Below are 25,914 nucleotides of genomic sequence, written 5' to 3' on the forward strand. Positions count from 1 at the left end.
ACTATAGTTCTTTCGGTACCTCTCGTTCCCACCTTTTCCATGGTGCTTTTCCCGTGGAAAGAAGCTTATCAAGTTCTATCTTCTCACGCATACTGTCCATACATTGCCAATAACCTCGATGAATATAAGACATCAACTGCCGTTCTGCAGCTAATGTCTCTAAAGGTTCTTTCTCAAATACCGAATTATCTCCTTCTATATAATTAAGAACCTCCGGATTGAGCACCATATAGCCGGCATTTATTGGAGTTCCATCTAAGATATTCTTTTCCCGAAATCTCCTCACAGCATTATCACCACCGATATCAAGGACACCCTTAGACTGGTCTTGCTTAACTGCTGTCAGTGTGGCAATCTTACCATGTGATAAATGAAACTCCAAGAGTTTATTGATATCAACATCACAGACACCATCCCCATAGGTCATAAAGAAAGGTTCTCCGTCCAAATACTTTTGAACACGCTTGATACGTCCTCCCGTCATAGTATTATAACCAGTATCTACGACTGTTACCTTCCATGGTTCTATATTTGTATGATGAAGCGTTAGCTCTTCTTTCCCATTTGTATAATCAAAAGTTATATCACTATTATGTATAAAATAATTTGCAAACCATTCTTTTATATACTCTTGCTTATAACCGGCACAAATAATAAATTCATGATGTCCATAATAGCTATATTCTTTCATGATATGCCAAAGTATTGGCATCCCTCCAATCTCAATCATCGGTTTGGGACGGTATTGGCTTTCCTCACTAATACGAGTTCCAAAGCCACCAGCTAAGAGTACAACTTTCATAATCTATGTTTCTCCGTAAGTACCTAATTATTTCCCAGCAATAAAAGACTTAATTGTGTCAACCATATACTGTAGTTTCTCTTTGGTCATGCCCGGATAAACGCCAAGCCAAAAGCTATTAGTCATAATCTTATCCGTAACGGGAAGTTCACCTATTACCCGATAATCCTTATCCTTCTCATATTGGTCAAAAGCCGGATGCTTGAGAAGATTACCCGCAAAGAGATTACGAGTCTGAATTCTGTGTTCTTCCAAATATTCAGTCAGCTCATTGCGTGTGAAACCAGCATCATCTTTAACCGTAATAAAGAAGCCAAACCACGACGGTCTGCTATTCTTTTGTGGTTCAGGAAGAAGAAGTCCTTTGATATCCTTCAATCCCTCATGGAGAAAAGTAAAGTTTTCTCGGCGACGCTTAATGATAAAATCTAATTTTTCAAGCTGAGCACAACCAATGGCCGCCTGTAAGTCTGTTGCCTTGAGGTTATATCCCATACGACTATAAACATACTTATGGTCATAACCAATGGGAAGATTTCCAAATTTACCATTGAAACGCTTTCCACAAGTATTGTCTACTCCACCGACACACCAGCAGTCACGTCCCCAATCACGGTAACTGTTAACAAGCTTATGAAGCAAAGCATTGTTCGTATAGACTGCACCTCCTTCTCCCATTGTCATATGATGAGGAGGATAGAAACTACTCGTACCAATATCACCAATAGTCCCCGTCTTCTTCCATTCTCCGTCAATAAAATATTCTGAACCTAAGGCATCACAATTATCTTCTACGAGCCATAAATTATGCTTACGACAGAAATCCAAGACAGCTTGCAGATTGAAAGGATTACCCAAGGAATGTGCCACCATGACAGCTTTTACCTTATCACTATAAGCCGACTCCAATTGAGTTGTATCTATATTGCTTTCGGCAATATCCATATCGACGAAAACAGGAACGGCACCATATTGCAAAATGGAAGAAACTGTTGTCGGGAAACCTGCAGCAACCGTTATAACCTCGTCACCTCGCTTGATTTGTCGCTCCCCCAATTCCGAAGCCGTAAGTGCAGAGAATGCCAACAAGTTTGCAGAAGACCCTGAATTACAAAGACTGCAATGCTTAACACCCAACCATGCCGCAAAATGTTTCTCAAACCGATGCGCCCAAGGGCCTGCTGTAAGCCAAAAATCAAGAGAAGCATCAACCAAATTCACCATCTCGGCGTCGTCAAAATAGCGTCCACCATAATTGACTCTTGTCTTACCCGGAACAAACGCTGCCCCTTCTGCATGCACCTCTTTATAATACTCTTTCGTAAGCTCTAATATCTTAGCCTTCAAATATTCTTTTTTTTCCACCATTCTTTGTTTTATTTTATCTTTCTGTTATCAATAACCATCATCCGAATACGACACCTCGTTATCACATCAAACCAATGATATGTTCATATATCCTTCATATTTCCTTTTAGAATAAAAAGATTGAGATACAAAACGCCCCTCCTCCATCATCAACCATTCAGGAGAAATCACGCTACTTATGTGCCATCCGCATAGAGTTAAGATGATATAACACGCAGGAGCATCAACGATGTTTCGTAAACATAAGCCGTGGTTGAGTTGAACACTCTATAAATATTTTGCAAAGGTAACTATTTTCCGTATAAAAAGCAAATTTATCCATAGAAATATCAATCCCGTAAAGACACCGAAACATGAAGATTTTCCTGCTACACAGCAAATCCGATGCGCAAATATTTGTATATGTCGTGGAAAATTGCGAATATTGCAACCGAAAAGCAAGCAAGAAGCCGCTTGCTGAACTAAGAATATTATCAACAGCACAGTATATCAGGAACATGGAAGAGATAAAATATCATCACCGGCTGCCGATTCAGCTCAGATTTACAGATGCCGATCAGTTCGGACACATCAACAACACGGCCTATTTTCAATATTATGACACGGCGAAAATCGACTATGCACGCAGCGTTTGCAACATTCCCAACGGGAATTATGCTATTTTTGCCGTACATGTCGAGGCCGATTTCCTCTCACAGGTGCATAATACCGACCGCGTGGAAGTCCAAACTGCCATCTCAGAGATAGGAACCAAGAGTTTCACACTCCATCAACGGCTTGTGGATAGCGACACAAACGAAGTGAAATGTATCGGGAAAACCATCATGGTAGCATTTGACCTTGCACGGAACATCTCCATTCCCATGCTGCCGGAGTGGGTGGATGCCATCTGTAAATATGAAGGACGAGACGTGCGGAGGAAAGAAAAAGCCGACCTCGCCTGCCATTCTTGAACGGAAGCACAGGACGTACACTCTCACGTTCATACAAACTGACAGTCAAAGCCTTACACCTTGCCATTCAATCTCACCCATTTCACCGTGCAATCTCAGTCATTTTGCCGCACAATATGGCTAAGATTACACGGTAAAATGGGTGAAACAAAAGGGCAGAATTTATCAATATGAAAAATGAACTTGGGAATAGCGGCCTATTTGTTATCCCATTCTATGATGCCACCCCGCAGATTAATCACCTTGAAGCCCATGCCTGCAAGAATGCCGGCAGCCGTCAGACTGCGCTTACCCGACCGACAATACACGTAGGCCGGCTTTGATGCATCGAGCATCGCACTTGCCTTGTCCTTGAAGTCGGGCTGCATCACGTCGATGTTGACGGCATACAGGATATGATGGTCGGCATATTCCTCGGCCGTACGCACGTCAACCAGCTGCACACTGTCTTTTGTGACGGCGCGTTCAAAGGCAGCTGCATCGACAGTCGTGATGTTTTCACTCCGGGCACAAGCCGCCAATGTTGCACCGAACAGCGCACTAAAAATCATTTTCAGTTTATTCATTCCGTTGTTTTTATTGATAAAGCGCGGCAAAGGTAAACAAAAAAGGGGAATACGGCAAAGAAACCGAACATGATTTCCATGTTTTTCGAACGAAAGCCAACCGTTCCTGCGATGCATGAACGCTCATAAGTGGGTGTCCAACATTGGACATATTGATTTATTTTGCATGATTCTCTTCCACTTTATCAATATCTTAAGCCCCTTTTTCGCCATTCCACCGGCTTTCATCAGCCGTATAGACTGCCACACGCTTTCTTTAAGCCGGCAGACTGATTAAAAAACAAGCTCAAATCTATCGGCAATGAATGATAAACACCTACTTAACAGGCTATCATCAAGCTATGTTTTTCAGCATATACGGATTATTTTTAAGGCAATAATTTCTTTCATTTGACAAAAGTTAGTACCTTTGGCAAACTAAAAGACCACATCATGAAAAAAATAACAGCAGAAAACTTCGATGAAGTTTATGTCGATAAGATTGAATTAGCCGAGATAGATAAATTCGTTTGCAATGAGATGAGCCGACAAATCCATCGCTACATCAAAGGAATGTCTGGTTCGAAGACTATCATGCTGCGGTTCGAGGAGTCGCTTTCCAAGCTCAGTGTCCCCGAAAAGGAGAAAGCCATCGCCCGATATATCGACCTTAACCGCAAAGCCATCAGCGGACTCGATTGGAAGATGGTGATTGTCAGGGCCGCGGCCAACTATTGTGATACCTATAGCTATTGGCATCAGATGATTAATAGCCCGCGGAAGATAGTTGCCTACCTACAACGTATCAAGAAGAAATATATCCGTTTCCACAAAATATTCGAGGAAAACGGGAAGTTCGGCATCAAAGACCACGAAGGAAACATTCTCATTCATCCGCTTTATGACTTCCTTCGTACGCCTTATGTCTATGTTGACGACCTCTGTATGATGCCCGTTATCGCCGAAAAAAACGGGAAAATGGGGCTTATCCTGCCCGACGGGAAGGACACAGTGATTGCCGAATTCGTTTATGACGACATGCAATTACGCGCCGAACCACCTTATTTCGAGGGCATACAGGGCAAGAAGCATACACTCATCGACCGTTACGGGATGAAACGGTAAAACAAAAGAGATGGAAACCCATGGCTTCCATCTCTTTTTCTTTATAAGAAAACCGTATTATTCGCTCATAAGTGCCTTGCGAGCCTCCTCAAATCCACGAGGACAGTTGCCGATAAAGCACATGTTGACCAAGCAATTGGCCAAGATTTCCACGTCGGTGAGGTCTACACCTCGCTCTCGAGAGACCTCTTTGCCCAGAAGGACCTCCCAATTGCCTTTGAAGTTGGTATCTTCAGCACCCATATACTGTTCTTCGCCCTTGCCTTTGATAATTTTATAGCGAATGCTTTTGCTCGAAGCCACGGGCTTCATATTGAGCATCATCTCATAAGCCGTCTTCAAAGGCTCGCGGTATTTGGCCGTTCCCGGAAACATTTCATTGATGACCGGCATGAGTTCGTCGAACTCATAGGCCTGCAAAAGCTGATAAAGTTTCATTATCTTGTCAGAATTTAGCCATCTTGATAGCGACGATAGCACACTCATCGCCCTTATTCCCGAGCCTTCCGCCGCTTCTGTCTTGCGCTTGTTGCAGGTCATTGGTCGTCAGTAAGCCATAGATAACGGGTATTTCCTGCGTGGCATTCAGGTGTGCGATACCCTCGGTAACGCCCTGACAGATATAATCAAAGTGTGGAGTCTCACCACGAATGACGCTTCCCAAGATGATGACGGCATCGTAACCGCCATGCAACACCATCTGATGTGCACCGTAAATCAACTCAAAACTACCCGGAACCGTCTTCACATGAATGTTCTCAGGCAGCGTCCCATGCTTCTTCAATGTAGAGACGGCACCGTCGAGCAAGGCTCCCGTAATCTCCGGATTCCACTCAGCTACCACGATGCCGAAATACATATTGCTCGCATCGGGCACCGCTTTAGGGTCGTAATCCGACAAATGATGTAGTTCTGTAGCCATTATCTTGAAGCTCTTTCGATGTATTTGTCAATCTCTTGACTTTGTACAAGTGCCGCATTGACATACTTTTTCTTGATGTCCTGATAGATTTTCAGTGCATCATCTTTCTTGCCTTGGCTCTCTAAAAGGATTGCGGCCTGCAAGCGGAAAGTAGGAGAAAGCGAGTTGTTAACGCCGTCTCGGCCCTCGCTGTCGGCCATATCGGCAGCCTTCTTCAGGTTATCGATGGCCTTGTCGAGCTGCTTGACGTGCGCATAGGCATTGCCCAAAGCGGCAACGGCGGCAGGACTGACCATGGCATCGTTTGAAGGAGAATACTCGTCCAGATACTTCACGGCATCATTCCACTTGTTCATGTTAGCATAGCAGAGGCCGGCATAGAGGTTGGCCAGATTGGCTGCATCGGTACTTCCATAATTATTGATGACATTCAACAAGCCCGTGTAGCCTGCACCGTCACCGTTGAGTGCCTTATCGAACTGCTCGGCATTGAAATATTGCTGTCCCTTTGCGAGTTCCGTGCTTGCCTTTTCCTCACGTGGCGCAGACACGTAGGCCTTATAAAGGAAGAACCCCGTGACGATGACGATGACTGCCACGACAGCGATGATGATAGTCTGTTTGTACTTCTCGATGAAAGCTTCTGACTTGATGAGCGTCTCGTTGTCGAGCACGCCCTGTTCGTTTTTGTTTGCCATTGTTTATTCTGTTGTTTTTATTTTATTTCCCCACTCGTTGTGTTTCTCCACCCGAAAAGCGGGCCGGATAGAACGTCGCAAAATTACGTAAATAATCTCACATGGTGAAATTTATTCTTTCTTTTTTTCGTTTTTCGGACGTAAACCGGTAACTTTGCAGCCAAGATTATGATACTGAACAGACTCTCTATCCTCAACTACAAGAATATCCGCGAGGCAACGATTGCCTTGTCGCCGAAGCTGAATTGCTTCATCGGGAGCAATGGCGTGGGCAAGACCAACGTGCTCGATGCCGTGTACTACCTATCGTTCTGTCGCAGTGCATTCAACCCCATCGATGCGCAAGTGATTACACACGAGCAGGACTTCTTCGTGCTCGAAGGTAATTATACCACCGATGCTGGCGAGGAAGAAAACATCTATTGCGGCATGAAACGCGGCACGAAGAAGCACTTCAAGCGCAACCAAAAGGAGTATCGCCGCCTGTCGCGACACATCGGACTGATACCGCTGGTGTTTGTCTCGCCCTCCGACTCCGCCCTTATTGAGGGAGCGAGCGACGAACGCAGGCGACTCCTTGACCTTGTCATCTCGCAATACGACCATGCCTACATCGAAGCTCTCGCGGCCTATAACAAAGCCTTGCAGCAGCGCAATGCCCTCTTGAAACAGGACGACGAGCCAGACACAGCCCTCATGGATATTTGGGAGGAGCAGATGGCCGTAAACGGAGAGACCATCTATCAGAAACGCGATGCCTTCATTGCTCAACTCGTCCCGGTGTTCCAAGACATCTACGACCGCATCTCGAACAAACACGAGACTGTTTCGCTCGACTATGTGTCGCACGGCCGACGCGGTCCGCTGCTTGATACCATCCGACGCGACCGCCACAAGGACCGCGTTGTAGGCTACTCGCTCCACGGCATCCACCGCGACGACCTCGAGATGCTGCTCGGCGGCTACCCGATGAAGCGCGAGGGCAGTCAGGGACAGCATAAGACCTTTGCCTTGGCCCTGAAGCTGGCGCAATTCGAGTTCCTGCGTCGCACGTCTGACAGTACGCCCTTGTTGCTCTTGGACGACATTTTCGACAAACTCGATGCCGACCGCGTGGAACAAATCGTGCAACTCGTGGGCGGAGAGAGTTTCGGACAAATCTTCATCACCGACACCAACCGCGACCATCTCGACCGTATCCTTGCCGGCGGCGACTTCGACTACCGGCTTTTCGCAGTCGACGGGGGTGAAATAGAGCGAAAAGACTGATGTTCAAGCGCGACGTGAAATCTTTGGCCGAGGTCCTACAAACCGTGCTCCGCAAGGAAGGACTCGAGACGCCGCTCCGGCAGAAGCGGCTCGTCGCGTCGTGGGACACGGTGGTGGGCCCATCGATTGCCCGCTACACGGGCGACAAGTTCATCAAGAACCAGACGCTTTTCGTCAAAATCCTCAATCCCGCCTTGCGACAAGACCTCAGCATGATGCGCACGCGGCTCGTGCAACGGCTCAACGCGCAAGTCGGTGCCTACGTCATCAGCGACATCAAGTTCTATTGAGAAGTAAAAAACATGCAACGTAAAATTAATTGTAATAAAGATGAAAACAAAAATGCGATCAAAACGTAATCTAAAAGTGATGGCGAGCCTGCTGCTGGCCCTCGCCCCAACGGCGACATTCGCCCAGTTCAACCGCACGACCTACTTCATGGAAGGCGTGCAGCTCAGACAGCAACTCAATCCCGCCCTGATGCCGTCGCGCGGATACATCGGCATTCCCTTCATGGGAGCGATGAATGCGGGGATAAGTTCCAATTCCATCTCGTCGGATTATCTGGCAGACATCGTTGACAACAGCAGTTCGGCAGATTATTTCACCAGCGACAAGTTCATCAACCAGCTGAAACACGACAACCACCTCAACATTTCGGTAGCCAACGACTTGCTCTCGGCGGGTTGGTATGCCGACAAAGGCTTCTGGAACGTAAACCTCAGCGTGAGGGTCGACGCAGATGCCAACATCAAGCGCGACGTGTTCGAGTTCATACGCGCTTCGCGAGGTCTGAGCGACCAGTCGTGGGCCAACGCCAACCTGCACACCGACGGCTTTCGGGCCAAGGTGAGCTCCTATATGGAAGCGGGCGTGGGCTACGCAAGACCGTTCGGCGAACGCCTCGTGCTTGGCGCGAAAGTCAAGTTGCTCTTCGGTATTGCCGATATCGACGCCAAAGTCGAAGACGTGACCATGAAAACCAACTTGCGTGGCATCGCGCCCAACCAAGACTGGTCAACCATCACCGACGAGCAACTGAAACGGGTGAAGGGCAAGGCCGTCATCAGATCGCGGGCATCGCTGCGAGGCTCCATGACAGGCCTGTCGCTCGCCACCGACCGCAACAATTACGTCGACGACATTGAGCGCAGCGGCAGCATAGGCTTCGCAGGCTACGGCATCGGCGCAGACTTCGGAGCAACCTACAAGCTCGGTCACGACGTCACGCTGTCGGCGGCCCTGCTCGACTTGGGCTTCATCTCGTGGGGCAAGAGCAACACGGTCAGCAGTTCGTCCGACGTTGAACGCGTCTACGACTTCGACGGCGTGCACGCCGGAGAGCATCGCGAAGAGTTCCGAAAGACGATGGAAAGCGGTGAGATATTCAACTCCGACCTCTGGAATCTGAAAGGGCAAGAAAGCAAAACGCGCACCACGTCGCTGCGCACCACCATGGTACTGGGCGCACAATACAAGCTGCTCGACGACAAACTCACGCTCGGCGCACTTTCGACCACGCGCTTGGGCGAGGTGAACACGCAAGCCGAACTCACGCTTGCCGGCAATTACAGCTTCAACCGCCACATCGGCGTCGCCCTCAGCTACTCAATGCTCCAAAGCCAAGGCAAGGGGCTCGGGCTCGGACTGAAGCTCGGGCCGGTCACGCTGGCCACCGACTACATGTACTTCGGCAAAGACTCGCGCACCGTCAGCGCACTCGTCGGCATCAGTATTCCCATAGGAAGCCGTCACGAAAGCAGCCTCTGACACCCCATTCCACCCCATCGACCTTTATTTCGAGCCGCATCTGATTTCTGTCAGATGCGGCTCTCTTTTTAATCAGACATAGCTCTCATTTAATTCCGACGCGGCACAGAATTGTTTCCGACGCGGCACGGAATTTCATGAGAGGGGGATGTCGCAATCGCGAGACCCGGGTCTCGCAAGCGCGAGAGGGGGATGTCACGAGCGCGAGACCCGGGTCTCGCGAGCATGAGAGGGGGATGTCGCGACAAGGCGGTCTGCATGGGGCACGAAAAAGGGCCGTTCCGGCGGTCGAGCGGAGGCGCGTCAAATACCGGAGCGGCCCGTAACAAAAGGGGCTTTGCGTCAGTTCTGCAGGTCGTGCAGCAGCCGTGCGGCCTTGTCGCGGTCGCTATCGAAGGTGAACGCCTGATAGATGTCGTAGGCGTTCTGCGGGTCTACGATTTGGCGCGCCATGAAACGGAGGGCCTTCAACTTGGCGTCACTGAAAGAGAAGAGCTGTAGCAGTCGGGCGCATTGCCGGCAGGTGAAAAGGCTGCGCAGGCTGGCCACTTCGACCAGCGCGAGCTTGTTGTCGTCGAAGTTCGCCTTTGTGATGCTGTTGCTGACAATGGCAAACTCTTCCTCGCTCAGGCAGTCGGCGTAGAAACCGGGGGCGGGGCGGCGGAAACCGTCGTCGGGCACGAGGATATCAGCGTTGCGGTTGTCGCCACGCGGAATGATGGTCTCCTGATAGTTGACCACCCGGTCGCGCGCGTCGAATTCCACGCGGATATGAATGTCGTAGTTGTCTATCAGCCGGCCCTTGATATATTCCCAGCGCGTGCCCGCTTGGTCGAAGCTCGCAGCCTTCGGTTTGCCGAGAATGTCCGTCACTTGTTGCTTTGTCATGCCGCGCTCCACGGTACGTCTGCTTGCGGCGGTAGCGTTAAGGCTGAACACGGCAAGCAGCAGCGTGAGCAGCAGCATCTGAAATCTTTCTTTTTGTTTCATCGTCGTATTGTTTTTGGTTGGTTGTAAAAGGATTATCCGCAGAGCACTTCGTCCATGGCGACGTCGGTCGGCCCGACGGGCACGGTCTCCGTCATCTGGAAACCGAAGCAGAGGCCGAGCTTGTAGGCCTGTGGAACCTGCCGCAGGAAGCGGTCGTAATAGCCGCGGCCACGGCCCAGTCGGTTGCCTTTGCCATCGAAAGCCACGCCGGGCACGATGACGAGCTCGATGGCTTGCAGGTCGGCGAAAGCCTCTCCCACGGGCTCCATGATGTGGAAAGCATGGCTTTCGCGAAGCCGCTGCGGACCTTCGTAGCGTCTGATTTCGAGCTCGTCGCCCAAGGTCACGGGCAAGAGGACGGTCTTTCCCTGCCGATATAGCCGGTCGATAAGGTCGTGGGTGTCCACTTCGTCGGGCATGGAATGATAGAGCAGAATGGTGCGGGCTTTTCCGACGCGGGGGTGGTCGAGCACTTTCCGCACGATGGCGAGCGACTGTTCGCGCAGCCCGTCGGCGGTGAACCGGCACTTGCGCGCCTTGATTTCCTGTCGCAGTTCGCTTTTAAGCATGGGCCGTCAGATTGCGTTGCAGATGGAACTGAGGACAGCCCTGCACCGTTGCCACCTTTCCTCTGGCCGGCTTGGGCTGCGGCTTCTTGGGGAAGGCAGCATGGTTCCGAAACACGCGAAGGGCTGTTGAGATGACGGGGTCGTCTTGGTTGATATATTCGTTCCACGCTTCCTCGTCGAGCATGTTGTAGATGATGCGACTGTTGATGTAACGATTGAGTAGTTTGTGGCTTTTCTGTATCATCAGGTTGCGCCGCTTCAGGCCGTGGCTGTCGGCGTAGTTGGCGAAACGCTCCACCATGTTCTGCTTGGCCAGATAGTCGCTGAGCTGCATCATCTCCTTGAAGTTGTTGAGCTTGATGCGGTTGTCGTCGGTGTAGGTGAAGGCGAACTGCAGAATCAGTCCGCTCATGGCCGCCTGCTTGTAGTAGGAAGTGATGTTCGTCGTGTCTTCGGGCACGAAGATGTCGGGCGTGATGCCACCGCCGCCGTAGACCACGCGTCCGATGCCGGTGTGATAGGCGGGGCCGGTGTGCTTGATGCTGTCTTGCGAGAAGAACTCGCCGTGCTGATAGCGCGACATGAGGTCTTGCTGGTATTCGGGATCTTCGCCGTTGGTGTAGGGTTTCTGTATGCATCGTCCCGAAGGCGTGTAGTATCGGGCGATGGTCAGGCGAACCATGCTGCCGTCGGGGAATCCGATCTGTTGCTGGACGAGTCCTTTGCCGAACGAGCGGCGCCCGATGACCGTCGCGCGGTCGTTGTCCTGCATGGCGCCGGCAAAGATTTCTGAGGCAGAAGCCGAGCCCTCGTTGATGAGCACGATGAGCGGAATGTTTTGGTAACTGCCCCGTCCGTCTGACCGATAATCCTGCCGCGGACTCTTGCGTCCCTGCGTGTAAACAATGAGCTTGTTGTTCGGCAGGAACTCGTTGGCCATCTGCACGGCACTGTTCAGATAGCCTCCCGCGTTGTCACGAAGGTCGATGACAAGGTTGCTGAACCGCTCCTGAGAGAGTTTGGCCAGCGCAATGAGCAATTCGGGATAGGTGGTCTCACCGAAGCTCTTGATGCGGATATAACCGGTGTCGTCGTCGAGCATATAGGTAGCCGAGATACTCTTTGTGGGTATCTCGCCGCGTGTCACGGTGAAATACTTCACGACTTTATGTCCATAACGCATCACGCCGATTTTCACTTTCGTGTCTTTCGGACCTTTCAATCGGTGCTGCGCTTCCTCATTCGTAACGACCTTGCCAACGAAAGGCTTCCCGTCAACACTTACGATCTTGTCACCAGCCAATATTCCGGCACGTTCGGCAGGCCCATTCTTGATGACGTTCTGCACATGAATGGTGTCCTGCCGGATTGTGAACTCAATGCCAACGCCCGAGAACGAACCGCGCAAATCATCGTTGGTGGCCTGCACGTCTTTTGCATTGATGTAGACCGAGTGGGGATCAAGCTCTGCCAATATCTGCGGAATGGCCTTATCGACAAGGGAATCGATGTTCACCTTGTCAACGTATTGGTCGTCGATGATATGCAACAGATTGTTGAGCCGGTTGCTTCCCGAGTTGATGATGTTGAGTCGGTTGCCAGAGAAATGATTGGCATAAAAGGTTCCGATAAAGATGCCCACGATGACACAAACGGCCATGATGAGCGGCATCCAACGGTTATTTTTCTTCTGCTCCATAATTATTGTCCTGTTTCATATAAATCACTTCTATTCCCGCCTTACGCAACAGGTCGATACCGTCTTCCAAACGATATTTCTCCCCATAGACCACACGCCTGATACCTGCTTGGATAATAAGCTTGGCACATTCTATACAAGGCGATGCCGTCACGTAGAGCGTACTGCCGTCGCTATTGTTGTTGCTGCGTGCCAGTTTGGTTATCGCGTTTGCTTCGGCATGCAACACGTAGGGGAAGGTGGCGTTGGCCTCATCTTCGCAAACGTTGTCGAAGCCGCTCGGCGTACCATTGTAGCCGTCGCTGATAATCGTTTTATCTTTTACGACCAAGGCACCGACCTGCCTGCGCTTGCAATAGGAGTTCTCTGCCCATATCTTTGACATGCGGAGATAGCGATGGTCCAGCTTTTTCTGTTTCTCTTCAACGGTCATATCGTTATCATGTTTTATTTATCTCAAATCGGTCATTGGGACGTTTGCCACGGTGTGGTAAGTCTGCCGTCGTTTGCTTTGACGTTTGCCGAAGCTCGGCAAGGCTCCCGTCATTTGTCGCGACGTATTCCGTTCCGCTCCAACAAGGCATCTATGGTTGGTTCTTGTCCTCGGAAGCGTTTGTAGAGCGTCATCGGATGTTCTGTTCCACCACGCGAGAGGATGTTGTCGCGAAAGCTTTGTGCGGTCTTCCGGTCGAAGATGCCTTGCTTCTTGAACACGCTGAAGGCGTCGGCATCAAGCACTTCGGCCCATTTGTAGCTGTAGTAGCCGGCAGCATAGCCCCCTGCCATGATGTGGCTGAACTGCACGGTCATGCAAGTATCGGGCAATTGTTCAAGGAGGATAGCCTTCTTCCACGCCTTCTTCTCAAACGGAATGATGGCCTCGTCGAATGGCTCTTTTTGGGTATAGTAAGCCATATCAAGCAGTCCAAAACTCACTTGTCGCATGCAGGCATAAGCCGCCATGAAGTTACGGCTCTTGACAATACGCATTATTAGTTCGTCGGGGATTGGTTCTCCCGTTTGATAATGGAAAGCGAAAGTGCGCAGAAATGCTCTCTCTACCGCATAGTTCTCCATGAACTGTGACGGGAGTTCTACGAAATCCCACCACACATTGGTGCCACTGAGACTTTCGAAACGTGTGTTAGCAAACATGCCATGGAGCGAATGCCCAAACTCATGCAGGAAGGTTTCCACTTCGCTCAAAGTAAGCAAAGCCGGCTTGTCTGCCGTGGGTTTGGTAAAGTTCATCACCAAGCTGACGTGGGGACGGCTGTTACGCCCCTTGTGGTCTATCCACTGTCCTTTGAACTCCGTCATCCAAGCCCCTCCTTGCTTGCCCTTGCGAGGGTAGAAGTCCGCATAGAGCACCGCAAGAAAACTTCCGTCTTCGTCATAGACTTCGTAGGCCTTTACGTCAGGGTGATACACCGGTATTTCCGCATTGGGCTTGAAGCTGATGCCATAGAGTTTGGTGGCCAGCCCAAACACACCCTTGATGACATTTGAAAGTTCGAAATACGGTCGGAGCATTTCGGCATCAAGGTCATACTTCTCTATTTGAAGCTTATGCGAATAATAACTGAAGTCCCACGGCATCATGTTGAAATCTTCTCCTTCGAGCTTTCGGGCAAGAGCCTCTACCTCTTTCACCTCGTTGACAGCTGTTGGTTTATAGGCATCGATAAGTTCATTCAACAGTTGATAAACGTGGTCTACATTGCCGGCCATACGATGCTTCAACACGTAATCAGCATAAGTCTCAAAACCTAAAAGCTGTGCTATCTCGCGGCGTAGATTGACAAGTCGCTTGCAAATATCAAGATTGTTCTCGCTATTGTCATGCGTGCATTCCGTGTTGCGAGCCATGTACATCTGCTTACGCAGTTCGCGTTGCGTAGAATAAGTCATAAAAGGATTAAAACTTGGAAAGTCAAGCGTAAAAATCCAGCCTTCCTTTTCTCTCTCCTTTGCAGTTTGCGCTGCGGAATTCTTTGCCGTCTCAGGCAGACCATCGAGCAGCTGTTCATCGGTGATATATAGTTCGTAAGCCTTTGTCTCTTTCAAAAGATTTTGCGAGAACTGTAAAGCCAACATACTTGCTTCTTCTGTTAGCTTACGTAACCGTTCCTTGCCCGCCGTATCTAATAGTGCACCGCTTCTGACAAAGCTGTCGTAACTCTTTTCCAGCAGCATCTGCTCTTCGGGAGTCAGTTCCCGATGGTGTTCATACACATATTTAACACGTTCAAAAAGTTGCTTGTTCAGACTGACATCATTGGAATGCTTTGTAAGAATAGGGCTCAGTTTTTGGGCAAGTGCATCAAGCTCGTCGTTTGTCTCTGCACTGAGCATACACGAAAAGACATTTGACACACGATCGAGCAAATCATAATAATGTTCTCCCTTCTCCAAATCAACACGTGCAATCGTATTCTCGAAAGTTGCTTCTTCCGGATCGTTAACTATTTTATCTATCTCTTCATCATCACGACGGATACCTTCCAAAAAGGCCTCTTCATAATCTACAGTCTGTATCTTGTCAAAGGGTACGGTATAATGCGGTGTACCATAGTCTTCGTAGAAAGGGTTACTTCTTTTTTTCTCTATATTTTCAGTCATACTTGATATTGTTATTTATTGTTGGATATATTGTAGTGCCACCTCTAATCTCTCTATGTCGATATAGTTACGTCTGAGCGCCACGACACCATTTTCTTCAAGATGGTTCAAAGCCTTGGATATGTCTAAGCGACTGTCGTTAAGTTCCAAGGCCAATTGCCTCATCTTGATTTTGACAGTCTTTTTCCCTGCCGGACGCAGACAACGATCTGCAATGAAACGTATAACCCTCCCTTCGAGACTTTCCGGATATCGTCTGAGGAGCATTCGTTCATTCTTTTGGGCATAGGTGGAAAGCATATTCAGGAGATTAATCCTGAAAATCATATACGCATCACTGAGCCGCATGACCTCATCCTTTTCCACGCAAAGGATATTACAAACCGTCAGTGTTTTGAACGTTTTTGTAAAACGCTGTGTCAATCCAAACAGACGCTCAGGTTGTAATAACTCCGGTGCTACAAGTTCTTCTTTGATTTGATAACCATGACTGGCTGAAGTCGTAATGACCTCTATCTGCCCGTTTAGAAGAAAATGCAGTCTGTTGCATATATCGTTCTCGCTCACGATGTCCTTTCCAGCTTCAATCTTATGAAAGCCGAACTTCGTATGGGCAACGACCTCCTCCAAGTCTGCTTTGCCCAGTCCTTGGAACAAAGGCAGACCTAACAGTTTCGTATAAAGTTGTAGGTCGTTTCCCATTTCTCTTTATTTTTCCACTTTCTTCTTTAAAGAAGATGAATACCAAACATTCATCTTCCCATCTTTGTCTGCATAGATAAAGTATGCCATCAGTTCGGGATGTTGCGCTAATACAGCCTTGGCTCTCTCAACACCCAGCACCATGAAGGCTGTGGCATAACCATCGGCTTCTGCACAGCTGTTAGCCAATACAGTCGAGGATAGCAGACTATGCTGCACGGGATACCCTGTGCGTGGGTCAATGGTATGAGCAAACTTCTTTCCTTTTCTATAATAGAAGTTTCGATAATTACCACTGGTTGCCATGGCTTTATCCGTCACGTTCAAAACTGTCTGGAGTTCTTGGTTGGTATTGAGATTGTCATCACTCGGTTTTGTTACACCAATCTTCCATGGCAAGCGCTGTTCGCTTAATCCACTGGTAACAATCTCCCCGCCAATCTCTATCATGTAGTTTTTAATGTCATGGCGACGCATCACCTTAGCTACCATATCACTCCCATAGCCCTTAGCTATCGCACTGAAATCGAGCATGAGATTCTTATGATTGGTAGAGACTATTGTCTTCTTCCCTACATTATCTATATTAATATAGTGCATACCTACCAGTTTGCGAAGACTGTCTACTTGTTGTGGCGTGGGCATCTGTTGATGCTTGAAACCAAATCCCCATGCATTGACCAAAGGAGCTACAGTAATATCAAAAGCACCGCCAGTCTCTCTATTGATTGTTTGCGAAAGTGTGAGCACTTCCATGAACATTCTGTCGGCTTCTATTCTCTTGCCCCGATTAAAAGCCGAAACGGTCGATTGCTTATTGAACATCGAGAACGTGGCATCAACTTTATTCAACTCTGCAACAATCTCTTCGTTCAAGTCCTTGTCATACTGATAGGTCGCATGATAAACCGTTCCAAAGATAAAACCTTCATTATGCTGATAAGGCATATCCCGCTGCTGTTTGATAACAAAGACCGTCCCTATGATCAGAAAGACAAGGAAAGTGGCCTTGATGTATGTCTTCTTTCCTTTTCTCATAATTCCACTATCAAATTATACTCGCCTCCAAGCCAGCTATTACCATTTCTGCCATAGCCGGGAACAAACCACGGTTCACCGATTTCATCATGGCTGTGATAGAGACGTCGCTTGTAACGCACACTCCAACCCATTCTCAACGGTCCCCAAATCTTGGCGTCAATGGAGAACGCAAACTCCAACCAATGATAACCGGCTTTCTGACGATGGGCAGCAATGTCTATCTTATCCCCCCATATCGGGTCTGTAATGTCACGACCGTCCACATCGTATTTGAAAGAAGTGTAGGCATATCTCAATCCACCATAGATACGATAGATATCATGCTTGTTCTTGCTCAGGTTCCAATCCATACCTATTCTTCCGTAGGGTGCATTCGTCTTGTATGCCATCTTCGTGGAAATATCCTTGGCATCTGCTTTCCCATAGCCCAATTCAATAATTGGGAACCATTTGTCTTTCAAGTTTACCCGCAATGCTGCCTGATATTGTCCATAATCACCAAAGACCAACTGTGCCGGCCCTACCACGTCTGTCGACACGGCGACTCCTCGGAACAAAGGCACCGTGTCTCGTTCGGCAACGACCATCTTCTTCTTTTGCTGTGCTCCAACAGACAGTGGCAACACGAGCAGCAGACTAATTACCAGTGTTCTTGAAATAGATGAGGAATGTGCTCTTTGTAACATTGTTTGTCACATTTGGATGATTGATAATTACAGAATCAATTGCATGTCGGGTGCAGTTCACGTCAGTTATACGATGAAAGAAGACAGGGTTACAATCTACCGACTCGAAATGCGGCTCATTGGTCTTCGACACTTTCAACGTGTCTTTGCTTACCTGCGAGCCACTCTTTATCTCAATATAAAAGGTGTCAATAGGCCGCCGGTAGCTCATCGGAAGTTCAAAGCTGTCCGTCTTCTCGGCCTTGTTGATAATGACCGAGTCGTTTCCATCGCCCAAATCGGCTGCTATTGTCAATGTCTTATTGAGTGTCTTCACCTCGCCCGCCAATTTATATTTGGCATAGACGCGATTATTGAGTGGGCAGTCTATCGTAGAGCAACCCAAGACAATAAGAACCATTGCCAACAGGCCTGTAAAATACGTTTTTTTCATTCTGTATAAAAGAGAAACATTAAATCTTCTTTTCTATTTGATAATCGTTTCGGTTCGGGCTCTGTCGGCTGATCAAATCCCCAAGGAAGCCGGCCAAGAAGAACTGACTGCCAAGGAGCATCGTCGTTAAGGCGATGAAGAAATAAGGCGAGTCGGTGATGAGCCGCTGCGGGATATGGTTGAGCAAAGCATAGGCCTTGTCTGCACCGATACAGATAACGGCGACGAAGCCGATGAAGAACATCACGCTACCCAGAAAACCGAACACGTGCATCGGCTTCTTACCGAAATTGCTCAGGAACCACAGTGTGATCAAGTCAAGATAACCATTGAAGAAGCGGTTCAGTCCGAACTTGCTCTTGCCATATTTGCGCGACTGATGGTGCACGACCTTCTCTCCGATCTTGTCGAAGCCCGCATTCTTTGCCAGATAAGGGATATAGCGATGCATCTCGCCATACACTTCGATGTTCTTCACAACGGCCTTCTTGTAGGCTTTCAGTCCGCAGTTGAAGTCGTGCAGGTTGTGAATACCGCTGATCTTGCGTGCCGTAGCATTGAAAAGCTTGGTAGGCAACGTCTTCGACAAGGGGTCGTAGCGCTTTTGCTTGTATCCCGAGACCAAATCGTAACCCTCCTCCATAATCATGCGATACAATTCGGGTATCTCGTCGGGAGAGTCCTGCAAATCGGCATCCATCGTGATGACGACATCGCCTTCGGCCTCGGCAAACCCGCAATAAAGTGCAGGGCTCTTGCCATAATTACGGCGAAACTTGATGCCCTTCACGTTCGGGTCTTTCTTCACCAAGTCTTCAATCACATCCCACGAGCGGTCGGTACTGCCGTCGTTCACGAAGACAATCTCATAACTAAACTTATGCTCCTCCATTACACGCTTGATCCACGCGTGCAGTTCGGGCAGGGATTCTTCCTCGTTATACAGAGGTATGACAACTGTTATATCCATGATTCCAAAATAAATCAACGTTTGAGTTTTGCGAAAGCGGCAATGAAGACCGAGCATACCCAGCCCACCAGCGTGCCATAAACAGCAAATGCGAAAGCTATCTCCAACGGTTTGAGCTCCGACAGCAGGCCAAGCGCAGCCGTGAGTTCTTCGGTGCTGATGCCGCTCCGGTTATACAGAGGCGTCAATTGGATAACCATCGTATTAATGATTCCCAAGAACCTGCCATTGTCAATGAAACGAAAATAAACGAACAAGGCCACACCGAACAGGAGCGAGGCATAGAAGAACGTGTAAATGCAATAGACCAGCGCCTTGCGATAGCTCATCACGCCCTCGAGCGCATAGTTGCGGAACCGAATCATCCGCCACGCCACAAAGAACGGGGTGGAAAGCATGAGCATTCCGCCGACGTCTGACGAAGGCGCATAAACAACCGTGGCAAAGGTGACAATCCACAACATGCTCAAGAACACGCCGTCTTGTCTTGCAAATGCCTTCGTCTGCGTAATGGCATTAAAATCTATCATCAACCGAAATTTATGTTTATAAACAATGCAAAGGTAACGTTTTTCCACCATATACTTACATCTCGCCTTTACTTTTTGCCTTATTTTACTTTTTTCTACGATGCCAAACCACGGCACAGCCCCGCGGCACGACGGCATGATTACCGCCCACGACACGACCATTCTCCGCCATACGACACGACCTCACAGTTTTCGGGTTTTCATACCAAACTGCTGGGCAGCGTCGTACCCAGCTGTTGGGTAGGTCGGTACCCAGCTGCTGGGTAGGTGAGGATATATTCGCTGGGTAGGCTCATACCCAGCAGCTGGGTAGAACGACACACAGCAGCTGGGTGCAGAACATGCCATTCGCAGGGGAGAAAACACAAGCCACTGAACGAATAGGCGAGGACTTATTTTGCCGTGCTGACATTATTTTATTACCTTTGCAGCCGATAAAATGCAGTTATGATATATCCCGATAATTTCGAAACAAAGACAGGGTTCGCCGAAATCCGGACCATGCTGCGCGACTTGTGCCTTTCGCCATTGGGGCAGACCGAGGCCGACGGCATGTGCTTCTCGAGCGATGTTGAAGCCGTGAACGAGCTTCATGCACAGACCAATGAACTGCGCCTGCTGCTGGAAGCGAACCCCGACTTCCCGCTGAACAATATTTTCGACACACGCGAGAGCGTGAGCCGTGCACGCATTGCCAACACCCATTTGGAGGAGAGCGAGTTCTTCGACCTGCGCCGCAGTCTCGACACCGTCCACAAGATAGTAGGCCTGCTCCACCCCGACGACCCGGCACAGATGGCAGGCAGGGCACTGTTCCGGCTGTCGGACGGTATTGCCGTCTTTCCCGGCTTGGTGCAACGCATCGACCAAGTGATAGACAAGTACGGCCACATGCGCGACACAGCTTCGCCCGAGCTACTGCGGCTGCGACGCGAACTGGCACGCGCCGAGGGCTCCGTCTCCCGCATACTTCATGGCATTCTTCGTTCCGCACAGGCCGAAGGGCTGGTCGAGAAAGACGTTTCCCCGGCAGTGCGCGACGGGCGGCTCGTCATTCCGATTGCACCGGGACTGAAGCGGCGCATCAACGGTATCGTGCACGACGAGAGTGCGACCGGGCACACCGTTTTCGTCGAACCTACGGAAGTAGTTGAGGCAAACAACCATATTCGTGAACTTGAAAACGAGGAGCGGCAGGAGGTCATTCGCATTTTAACGGCCCTTACACAGCATGTGCGGCCGAACGTGGCAGAGATACTCGACTCGCTGCACTTCCTCGGTATCATCGATTTCATTCAGGCCAAGGTGCGGCTGGGCAAAAGGCTGCGTGCCGTCTCGCCCGTTGTGAAAGCCTCGCCCTGTATTGACTGGATTGAAGCTCGCCATCCTTTACTCGAACTGCAACTCACGGCCCGTGGCCACAAGATTGTCCCGCTGGGCATCACGCTCACCGCCGAGAAGCGCATCTTGGTGATATCGGGGCCTAATGCCGGTGGTAAATCCGTATGTCTGAAGACGGTGGCCCTGCTGCAATACATGCTGCAATGCGGCCTGCCCATTCCCGTCAGCGAGCGTTCCTCCTGTGGCTTGTTCAACGATTTAATGCTTGACATCGGCGACGAGCAGAGCCTCGAGAACGACCTGTCCACTTATTCTTCCCATTTGCTCAATATGAAGCATATGATGCGACAGGCCACAGACCGCACGTTGATTCTCATCGACGAATTCGGCACAGGTACCGAACCACAGATAGGAGGTGCCATCGCCGAAAGCGTGTTGGATAAGTTCTGCAGCAAGGGAGCATGGGGCGTCATCACCACCCACTACCAAAACCTGAAACATTTTGCCGACACACACGCCGAAGTGGCCAACGGCGCGATGCTCTACGACCGCCACGAGATGCGTGCGCTCTTCCAACTGGCCATCGGCAGGCCCGGCAGTTCGTTTGCCATTGAGATTGCACGGAAGATAGGTTTGCCCGAAGATGTCATTACCGAAGCCTCGGAAATCGTGGGCAGCGACTATATCCAAAGCGACAAATACTTGCAGGACATCGTACGCGACAAACGCTATTGGGAAGGCAAACGCCAATCCATTCACCAACGTGAGAAGGAACTGGAGAACACCATCACCCGATACGAAGAGGAAATACAAGACCTCAGAAAGCAACGGCGCACGATAGTCGCCAAAGCCAAAGCCGATGCAGAGGAATTACTTCGCGAGAGCAACCGCCGCATAGAGAACGCCATTCGCGAGATCCGTGAACAGCAAGCCGAGAAAGAGGCTACGAAGCGAATACGCGAAGAACTGCGCAGCTTCGAACAGACCGTGAAAGAAGAGCAGACCATTGCCCATAAAGCCCATGGACTGATGAGCGACGATGATTTCGAGAAGAAGCTGGCGCAGATACAGCAACGCAAGCAACGGAAAGAGAAGCGCAAGCAGGAAAAGGCCGCGCAGCAGGTTGCCGTCACGCCCCGCCTGTCCACCGAGAAGATGGCTGTCGGCGACACCGTGCGTATCCGAGGCCTGAAGTCCACGGGTACCATCGAGGCCATCGACGGCGATATGTGCACCGTCATCTTCGGTGACATGCGCTCAAAGATGCGGTTGAACCGCTTGGAAACCGCTGTTCCTTCTTCGCCCAACGCCAACCCAATAGAAACGGCTTATCAAGTGAGCCGTGCCACACGCGACACCATCGACGACCACAAGAAGAACTTCCGACAAGACCTCGACGTACGTGGCATGCGCGGCGACGAAGCACTCACGGCCGTGCAACATTTCATCGACGATGCCATCCTTGTGGGCATAAGCCGCGTGCGCATTCTGCATGGCAAGGGCAACGGCATTCTACGCACGCTCATTCGGCAATACCTCTCGACGGTGCCCAACGTCGTGTATTATGCCGATGAGCACGTGCAGTTCGGTGGTGCAGGAATAACCGTCGTAGATTTCTAAAAGACGTTAAAAGCACAGAGATAACCTAACATTCTCTTTGCCTTTACAAATAAAATCCCTACTTTTGCACCGCTTTCAAAAGCAAACATGGGCAAGTCCCTTACGGTCAGCTCCCTCGGAATCCCCCAGGACGGGAACGTAGCAAGGGTACTTGGTTGTAGCGACGCGATAAGGACCGCTTGCCCACTCGCCTCTTTAGCTCAGTTGGCCAGAGCACGTGATTTGTAATCTCGGGGTCGTTGGTTCGAATCCGACAAGAGGCTCAAGAAAGGAATGTGTCAGCATTCCTTTTTTTGTTCGATATATTTGGGATTCCGGGGCGGCTCTTATCCAATCAAAAAACTAACGAGAATAGACTATTTTCATTACTTCATTGGCTACATTCGGCCTGTAATGTGACTGTTCATAATAGTTATGGTAGTCTATATTCCATTTGTTTTTCCCAGAAAAATCGAAGACATTAGCTTTCCCAAAAGTACGATTTAAGAATTCCAGATCTTTCGGATTGATACGTATCTGATTATACAATGGACTGATGACAATCTTATAATTTGTATGATGCTTATCAAACAACATCCTAATACCTTCCAGCAGTTCTGCCCTTTTATTATCAATATAATTCGGGTAGATAGAGTCTGGATGCTGCACATTCTTGAATACTGCTATTCGTTCTTTCGTATAATACTTCCCATTCCTTATAAGACTGTCCTGTTCAAAGCGAAAAGTCTCACTGTTAATGGGATCTGTATAGTTATGCCTGTGATCATTCTTGTTCTCGGAATTCACATACTCAATGATGAAATCCCCCATATAATCTTTATATTTACCACTGATTTTGTAATCAATATACGCCCTGAGAAAATTGAAATTTGTAAAGGCAATGAGATGCTCTTTGTAGAATGTAATCACATTCTCATAGTTGCAAATCTGTGGTGGAATGATAAACAGGTGCCCATCTTGTTCATAATTAGATAGCAGTTCGGGGTCAATTACAAGAAGTACATTACGAAGTTTTCCTCCACAATTGTCAACAAACTTAATTTTATGATAGATCCCACTGACCGAACCTCCTGATTCGTCATAATGATAGTAAACAGACGACTTTGCAATATAGTTCTTCCATTCGGCTTCAGTGTAGGAACGGCTCCGGGAATTTCCAAAGATAAACGAGTCAAACTTATATTTTTCTTTGTTGTTTTTGTAAACCATGGTTGTGATATACCCTCGGTTTGTCCCTACGCAGTTGCTGGATGAATAATAATTGTCATAATGCCAAATAATTTCGAATAAATCCAAATATACGAAAGCCCCGATAATTGCAATTACTGGAAATGAAAACAGAAATATTGTTTGAATGAATCTTTTCATACTTGAAAGTACATATAAAATCTGAAATTTGGAAAAATGAAGCGATAAAGTTATCAATCAAAGACTTAAAAGGACTTTTGAAAGCAGCGTAAAGCCAACCGTGTACGGTCTTTATGCCAAACAGTGACAGCGTTCCGTCTCCTATTCGTAACCCCTGCAAGGGGGATGATAGACAGGTGGAAAATCAAGGAAATTCGCTCTGAAATAGGCTGTTAGGCTGAAAATTTCCATCCGTCGGTTTCTTATTCCGCGTTCCCCTTGATTTGCTTAGTGGACAACTGCTCCACAGTAAATAATTTTGCAAACGAAAGGAACAAAAGCAATGAGAAGTACATTTTCAGTCATCTTCTATTTGAAGAAAGACAAGGTAAAGAAAGACGGTACGTCACCTATCATGGGGCGTATCACCGTGGACGGCACGCAGGCACAGTTCAGCTGCAAGGTATCCATCGAACCGAACCTCTGGGGTGTCAAGGGTGGTCGGGCCATAGGCAAGAGTGTAACGGCACGGGAGACCAATCGCACGCTCGACAAACTCCGTGCAGGTATCACGAGGCATTATCAGGAAATCATGGAGCGCGACAGCTTTGTCACGGCCGAGAAAGTCAGGAATGCTTTCCTTGGTTTGGAATACCGCTGCCAGACGCTCATAAAGATTTATGACCACTTCATGGAAGATTATGCCAAGAAAGTCGACTGCGGCATGAAAGCAAAGAGCACGTTGACAAAATACCATGCCGTATACAGTCACCTAAAGAACTTCCTGCAATCACGCTATCATGTGAGTGACATCGCATTGAAAGAAATTCAACCAACATTCATCACCGATTTTGAGACTTACCTGCTTGCAGAAAAACACCTGCATTGCAACTCTGTCTGGGTATATTCCTGTCCCGTCCGCATGCTGCTGCACAGGGCGGTAGAAAACGGCTGGCTGATGCGTTATCCATTCCCTGACTGCAGTGTGCCGAAAGAAGAAACAGAAAAAGGATTCCTTACCAAAGAGGAACTCGGACAGCTTATCAACGCCCCGAAGATGAACTTCAAGCGGACATTCATCCGCGATCTGTTCCTCTTCTGCGCTTTCACGGGATTGGCTTACATAGACCTGAAGAACCTTCGGGAGGAAAATATCGTGTCCAACCCGCTCGACGGCAGTGTATGGATACACACCCATCGCCAGAAGACCGGTGTGGAAACAAACGTCCGCCTGCTCGACATTCCCCTTCAAATCATGAAGAAGTACAAAGGCCTGTGCGACGACGGGCGTGTCTTTCCCGTTCCGTCCTATAATTCCTGCAAAATGATACTACGTACCGTCATGAAGAAATGCTGTATCCGTAAACACATTACTTGGCACATGGCGCGCCACACGATGGCAACGGTGGTATGCCTTTCCAACGGCATGCCTATCGAGTCTGTCAGCAGCGTATTGGGGCACAAATGTATCTCCAGCACACAGATATACGCCAAGATTACCAACGAGAAGCTGAACAAGGAAATGAATATACTCTCAGAGAAACTTGCCGACATCGGCGAATTCGTCACCTCGGAGACTTTTGCGTAATGGTACGAAAAATAAAAATGCCTTTATTATGACAACATCCAAACAATATATATATATAAGGAGGAACGAACTATGAAACGACGAGACATCATTTATTTGAAAGAGAACGAATTTTGCATCACCGGTTCCGACATTTGGATGAGCGAGTGGGAACTGGCGGAACTCTTCTACGCAACACAAGGGGAGATACGTGCTGCCATCAACCGCGTGCTGAAAGACGGTGCGATACCATCCTGTCACAGCACGAGATATATGCCCCTTGAAAACGGTTATGCTGCCGAGGTCTATTCCTTGGAGGCCATCATCGCCATTTCCTTTTATCTT

26 protein-coding genes and 1 tRNA gene are annotated in these 25,914 nt (G+C 48.8%); 9 read left to right on the forward strand and 18 right to left on the reverse strand.

Annotated features, from left to right (window positions below; all coding sequences use genetic code 11):
• Position 1: 1 nt before the first annotated feature.
• Together rfbF and rfbH are read right to left on the reverse strand one after the other, a co-directional pair.
• On the reverse strand, positions 2-802 hold the full coding sequence (rfbF, locus tag H164_RS0108970) for a glucose-1-phosphate cytidylyltransferase (protein WP_019968301.1): 801 nt from the start codon (positions 800-802) through the stop codon (positions 2-4).
• 27 nt (positions 803-829) lie between these two features.
• Positions 830-2,170, reverse strand: a complete 1,341-nt coding sequence (rfbH, locus tag H164_RS0108975) for a lipopolysaccharide biosynthesis protein RfbH (protein WP_019968302.1) — start codon at positions 2,168-2,170, stop codon at positions 830-832.
• Positions 2,171-2,667: 497 nt separating this feature from the next.
• On the opposite strand from rfbH, the gene H164_RS0108980 reads away from it, so the two are divergent.
• Positions 2,668-3,123 (forward strand): acyl-CoA thioesterase, encoded by a 456-nt coding sequence (locus H164_RS0108980; protein ID WP_026356315.1) that lies wholly within the window; start codon positions 2,668-2,670, stop codon positions 3,121-3,123.
• Positions 3,124-3,320: 197 nt separating this feature from the next.
• Here the strand turns inward: H164_RS0108980 and H164_RS0108985 are convergent, their stop codons facing one another.
• Positions 3,321-3,689 carry a rhodanese-like domain-containing protein gene (locus tag H164_RS0108985; protein ID WP_025830078.1) on the reverse strand — a complete coding sequence of 123 codons (369 nt, stop codon included), beginning with the start codon at positions 3,687-3,689 and terminating at the stop codon, positions 3,321-3,323.
• 432 nt (positions 3,690-4,121) lie between these two features.
• On the opposite strand from H164_RS0108985, the gene H164_RS0108990 reads away from it, so the two are divergent.
• On the forward strand, positions 4,122-4,793 hold the full coding sequence (locus H164_RS0108990) for a hypothetical protein (protein ID WP_019968305.1): 672 nt from the start codon (positions 4,122-4,124) through the stop codon (positions 4,791-4,793).
• A gap of 57 nt (positions 4,794-4,850) precedes the next feature.
• Here the strand turns inward: H164_RS0108990 and H164_RS0108995 are convergent, their stop codons facing one another.
• The 3 genes from H164_RS0108995 to H164_RS0109005 are packed head-to-tail and all read right to left on the reverse strand — an operon-like array spanning position 4,851 to position 6,413.
• Positions 4,851-5,231, reverse strand: coding sequence for a hypothetical protein (locus H164_RS0108995; protein WP_019968306.1), 381 nt, complete (start codon positions 5,229-5,231; stop codon positions 4,851-4,853).
• Positions 5,232-5,238: 7 nt separating this feature from the next.
• The gene (gene ribH / locus H164_RS0109000; RefSeq protein ID WP_019968307.1) at positions 5,239-5,715 is read right to left on the reverse strand and encodes a 6,7-dimethyl-8-ribityllumazine synthase; all 477 of its coding nucleotides are present in this window, start codon (positions 5,713-5,715) and stop codon (positions 5,239-5,241) included.
• Positions 5,715-6,413, reverse strand: a complete 699-nt coding sequence (locus tag H164_RS0109005) for a tetratricopeptide repeat protein (protein ID WP_019968308.1) — start codon at positions 6,411-6,413, stop codon at positions 5,715-5,717. Before H164_RS0109005 ends, ribH begins: the two co-directional genes overlap by 1 nt.
• 168 nt (positions 6,414-6,581) lie before the next feature.
• On the opposite strand from H164_RS0109005, the gene recF reads away from it, so the two are divergent.
• The 3 genes from recF to H164_RS0109020 all read left to right on the forward strand — a co-directional run bounded on the left by recF (position 6,582) and on the right by H164_RS0109020 (position 9,452).
• A complete protein-coding gene (gene recF / locus H164_RS0109010; protein WP_019968309.1) occupies positions 6,582-7,682 on the forward strand; it encodes a DNA replication/repair protein RecF in 1,101 nt (366 codons plus the stop codon).
• Complete coding sequence (locus tag H164_RS0109015) at positions 7,682-7,972, forward strand: DciA family protein (RefSeq protein WP_008566269.1); 291 nt, start codon at positions 7,682-7,684, stop codon at positions 7,970-7,972. The genes recF and H164_RS0109015 overlap by 1 nt, the downstream gene beginning before the upstream one ends.
• A gap of 190 nt (positions 7,973-8,162) precedes the next feature.
• Positions 8,163-9,452 (forward strand): DUF5723 family protein, encoded by a 1,290-nt coding sequence (locus H164_RS0109020; protein WP_238315223.1) that lies wholly within the window; start codon positions 8,163-8,165, stop codon positions 9,450-9,452.
• A 342-nt stretch (positions 9,453-9,794) separates the two neighbouring features.
• Here the strand turns inward: H164_RS0109020 and H164_RS0109025 are convergent, their stop codons facing one another.
• The 11 genes from H164_RS0109025 to H164_RS0109075 form a co-directional block, all read right to left on the reverse strand.
• Entirely contained in the window at positions 9,795-10,442 is a 648-nt protein-coding gene (locus tag H164_RS0109025; RefSeq protein ID WP_019968311.1) for a DUF4476 domain-containing protein, read from the reverse strand.
• A 32-nt stretch (positions 10,443-10,474) separates the two neighbouring features.
• On the reverse strand, positions 10,475-11,011 hold the full coding sequence (locus tag H164_RS0109030; protein WP_019968312.1) for a 5-formyltetrahydrofolate cyclo-ligase: 537 nt from the start codon (positions 11,009-11,011) through the stop codon (positions 10,475-10,477).
• Positions 11,004-12,710, reverse strand: a complete 1,707-nt coding sequence (locus tag H164_RS0109035; protein ID WP_019968313.1) for a S41 family peptidase — start codon at positions 12,708-12,710, stop codon at positions 11,004-11,006. The genes H164_RS0109030 and H164_RS0109035 overlap by 8 nt, the downstream gene beginning before the upstream one ends.
• Entirely contained in the window at positions 12,691-13,143 is a 453-nt protein-coding gene (locus H164_RS0109040) for a deoxycytidylate deaminase (protein WP_019968314.1), read from the reverse strand. The genes H164_RS0109035 and H164_RS0109040 overlap by 20 nt, the downstream gene beginning before the upstream one ends.
• Positions 13,144-13,253: 110 nt before the next feature.
• A complete protein-coding gene (locus H164_RS0109045; RefSeq protein WP_019968315.1) occupies positions 13,254-15,332 on the reverse strand; it encodes a M3 family metallopeptidase in 2,079 nt (692 codons plus the stop codon).
• Between the two features lie 15 nt (positions 15,333-15,347).
• Positions 15,348-16,034, reverse strand: coding sequence for a Crp/Fnr family transcriptional regulator (locus H164_RS0109050; RefSeq protein WP_019968316.1), 687 nt, complete (start codon positions 16,032-16,034; stop codon positions 15,348-15,350).
• Positions 16,035-16,040: 6 nt separating this feature from the next.
• Positions 16,041-17,072: an FAD:protein FMN transferase gene (locus tag H164_RS0109055; protein ID WP_019968317.1), complete on the reverse strand. Its 1,032-nt coding sequence runs from the start codon at positions 17,070-17,072 to the stop codon at positions 16,041-16,043.
• A complete protein-coding gene (locus H164_RS0109060) occupies positions 17,069-17,761 on the reverse strand; it encodes a DUF6048 family protein (protein WP_025830082.1) in 693 nt (230 codons plus the stop codon). The genes H164_RS0109055 and H164_RS0109060 overlap by 4 nt, the downstream gene beginning before the upstream one ends.
• Positions 17,712-18,194, reverse strand: a complete 483-nt coding sequence (locus H164_RS0109065; RefSeq protein WP_008566280.1) for a DUF6452 family protein — start codon at positions 18,192-18,194, stop codon at positions 17,712-17,714. Before H164_RS0109065 ends, H164_RS0109060 begins: the two co-directional genes overlap by 50 nt.
• Positions 18,195-18,213: 19 nt before the next feature.
• Complete coding sequence (locus tag H164_RS0109070) at positions 18,214-19,164, reverse strand: glycosyltransferase family 2 protein (RefSeq protein ID WP_026356318.1); 951 nt, start codon at positions 19,162-19,164, stop codon at positions 18,214-18,216.
• Positions 19,165-19,178: 14 nt separating this feature from the next.
• Positions 19,179-19,694 carry a DUF4199 domain-containing protein gene (locus H164_RS0109075; RefSeq protein ID WP_019968320.1) on the reverse strand — a complete coding sequence of 172 codons (516 nt, stop codon included), beginning with the start codon at positions 19,692-19,694 and terminating at the stop codon, positions 19,179-19,181.
• 447 nt (positions 19,695-20,141) lie between these two features.
• On the opposite strand from H164_RS0109075, the gene H164_RS0109080 reads away from it, so the two are divergent.
• Positions 20,142-22,655: an endonuclease MutS2 gene (locus H164_RS0109080; RefSeq protein ID WP_019968321.1), complete on the forward strand. Its 2,514-nt coding sequence runs from the start codon at positions 20,142-20,144 to the stop codon at positions 22,653-22,655.
• Positions 22,656-22,844: 189 nt separating this feature from the next.
• Positions 22,845-22,918 (forward strand) — tRNA-Thr (locus H164_RS0109085).
• 79 nt (positions 22,919-22,997) lie between these two features.
• Here H164_RS0109085 and H164_RS0109090 read toward each other — a convergent pair.
• Positions 22,998-24,023: a hypothetical protein gene (locus tag H164_RS0109090; RefSeq protein WP_019968322.1), complete on the reverse strand. Its 1,026-nt coding sequence runs from the start codon at positions 24,021-24,023 to the stop codon at positions 22,998-23,000.
• 322 nt (positions 24,024-24,345) lie between these two features.
• Between H164_RS0109090 and H164_RS0109095 the strand changes: the two genes are divergently transcribed.
• Positions 24,346-25,590 (forward strand): site-specific integrase, encoded by a 1,245-nt coding sequence (locus tag H164_RS0109095; protein ID WP_019968323.1) that lies wholly within the window; start codon positions 24,346-24,348, stop codon positions 25,588-25,590.
• Between the two features lie 72 nt (positions 25,591-25,662).
• On the forward strand, positions 25,663-25,914 hold a 252-nt coding region (locus H164_RS0109100), incomplete at its 3' end, for a hypothetical protein (RefSeq protein ID WP_019968324.1).

It is taken from the genome of Segatella maculosa DSM 19339 = JCM 15638 (assembly GCF_000382385.1).
GTDB classification, from domain to species: Bacteria; Bacteroidota; Bacteroidia; order Bacteroidales; family Bacteroidaceae; genus Prevotella; species Prevotella maculosa.

Coding starts and splice junctions, on each gene's coding strand:
- H164_RS0108990 (WP_019968305.1), top strand. CDS start 4,122: ATGAAAAAAATAACAGCAGAAAACTTCGATGAAGTTTATGTCGATAAG.
- H164_RS0109015 (WP_008566269.1), top strand. CDS start 7,682: ATGTTCAAGCGCGACGTGAAATCTTTGGCCGAGGTCCTACAAACCGTG.
- rfbF (WP_019968301.1), bottom strand. CDS start 802: ATGAAAGTTGTACTCTTAGCTGGTGGCTTTGGAACTCGTATTAGTGAG.
- H164_RS0109050 (WP_019968316.1), bottom strand. CDS start 16,034: ATGGGAAACGACCTACAACTTTATACGAAACTGTTAGGTCTGCCTTTG.
- rfbH (WP_019968302.1), bottom strand. CDS start 2,170: ATGGTGGAAAAAAAAGAATATTTGAAGGCTAAGATATTAGAGCTTACG.
- H164_RS0109005 (WP_019968308.1), bottom strand. CDS start 6,413: ATGGCAAACAAAAACGAACAGGGCGTGCTCGACAACGAGACGCTCATC.
- H164_RS0109060 (WP_025830082.1), bottom strand. CDS start 17,761: ATGTTACAAAGAGCACATTCCTCATCTATTTCAAGAACACTGGTAATT.
- H164_RS0109080 (WP_019968321.1), top strand. CDS start 20,142: ATGATATATCCCGATAATTTCGAAACAAAGACAGGGTTCGCCGAAATC.
- H164_RS0109020 (WP_238315223.1), top strand. CDS start 8,163: ATGCCGTCGCGCGGATACATCGGCATTCCCTTCATGGGAGCGATGAAT.
- recF (WP_019968309.1), top strand. CDS start 6,582: ATGATACTGAACAGACTCTCTATCCTCAACTACAAGAATATCCGCGAG.
- H164_RS0109075 (WP_019968320.1), bottom strand. CDS start 19,694: ATGATAGATTTTAATGCCATTACGCAGACGAAGGCATTTGCAAGACAA.
- H164_RS0109090 (WP_019968322.1), bottom strand. CDS start 24,023: ATGAAAAGATTCATTCAAACAATATTTCTGTTTTCATTTCCAGTAATT.
- H164_RS0108985 (WP_025830078.1), bottom strand. CDS start 3,689: ATGAATAAACTGAAAATGATTTTTAGTGCGCTGTTCGGTGCAACATTG.
- H164_RS0109025 (WP_019968311.1), bottom strand. CDS start 10,442: ATGAAACAAAAAGAAAGATTTCAGATGCTGCTGCTCACGCTGCTGCTT.
- H164_RS0109070 (WP_026356318.1), bottom strand. CDS start 19,164: ATGGATATAACAGTTGTCATACCTCTGTATAACGAGGAAGAATCCCTG.
- H164_RS0109055 (WP_019968317.1), bottom strand. CDS start 17,072: ATGAGAAAAGGAAAGAAGACATACATCAAGGCCACTTTCCTTGTCTTT.
- ribH (WP_019968307.1), bottom strand. CDS start 5,715: ATGGCTACAGAACTACATCATTTGTCGGATTACGACCCTAAAGCGGTG.
- H164_RS0108980 (WP_026356315.1), top strand. CDS start 2,668: ATGGAAGAGATAAAATATCATCACCGGCTGCCGATTCAGCTCAGATTT.
- H164_RS0109095 (WP_019968323.1), top strand. CDS start 24,346: ATGAGAAGTACATTTTCAGTCATCTTCTATTTGAAGAAAGACAAGGTA.
- H164_RS0109045 (WP_019968315.1), bottom strand. CDS start 15,332: ATGACTGAAAATATAGAGAAAAAAAGAAGTAACCCTTTCTACGAAGAC.
- H164_RS0109035 (WP_019968313.1), bottom strand. CDS start 12,710: ATGGAGCAGAAGAAAAATAACCGTTGGATGCCGCTCATCATGGCCGTT.
- H164_RS0109030 (WP_019968312.1), bottom strand. CDS start 11,011: ATGCTTAAAAGCGAACTGCGACAGGAAATCAAGGCGCGCAAGTGCCGG.
- H164_RS0109065 (WP_008566280.1), bottom strand. CDS start 18,194: ATGAAAAAAACGTATTTTACAGGCCTGTTGGCAATGGTTCTTATTGTC.
- H164_RS0109040 (WP_019968314.1), bottom strand. CDS start 13,143: ATGACCGTTGAAGAGAAACAGAAAAAGCTGGACCATCGCTATCTCCGC.
- H164_RS0108995 (WP_019968306.1), bottom strand. CDS start 5,231: ATGAAACTTTATCAGCTTTTGCAGGCCTATGAGTTCGACGAACTCATG.